Origin of the sequence: Mesorhizobium sp. M7A.F.Ca.MR.148.00.0.0, assembly GCF_003997735.1 — a bacterium.
GTDB lineage: Bacteria > Pseudomonadota > Alphaproteobacteria > Rhizobiales > Rhizobiaceae > Mesorhizobium.
In genome coordinates this window covers 1-317 of sequence record NZ_RZTB01000483.1, presented here as the reverse complement: position 1 = coordinate 317, position 317 = coordinate 1, and the positions used below count along the sequence as shown (strand labels likewise).

The window sequence follows — 317 nt, the reverse complement described above, 5'->3', positions numbered from 1 at the left end:
GCCGATGTCGGCGCACAAGGCCTTGGCGATCTTTTGCGGCGCATAGCTGGACAGGACGACCGTCCTGAACTCGACAAACTGGGTCAGCGCGGAGATCGACGCTTTGAGGCGCTCGGAACACTCTCCCAGCCATTCGCTGTAGGCCTCGCCGAGGTCCGGCCATTCAGGGCTGCTGCTCCAGATGATTTCGGACGGGCGCCCGCGCATTGTCAGTTCGCTTTCCAGGCGCACAAGGCCATGATCGAAGCTGGCGCTGGAGTTCCCCTTGTAGATCTGGTGGTTGAGGATGAGCCTGCTCTGCAGCCGTGCTCCCAGAT

At 61.8% G+C, this 317-nt stretch carries 1 pseudogene; it reads right to left on the bottom strand.

Annotated features, from left to right (window positions below):
* Positions 1-317 (bottom strand): annotated as a pseudogene (locus EOB49_RS35030) (sugar kinase); the annotation flags it as partial.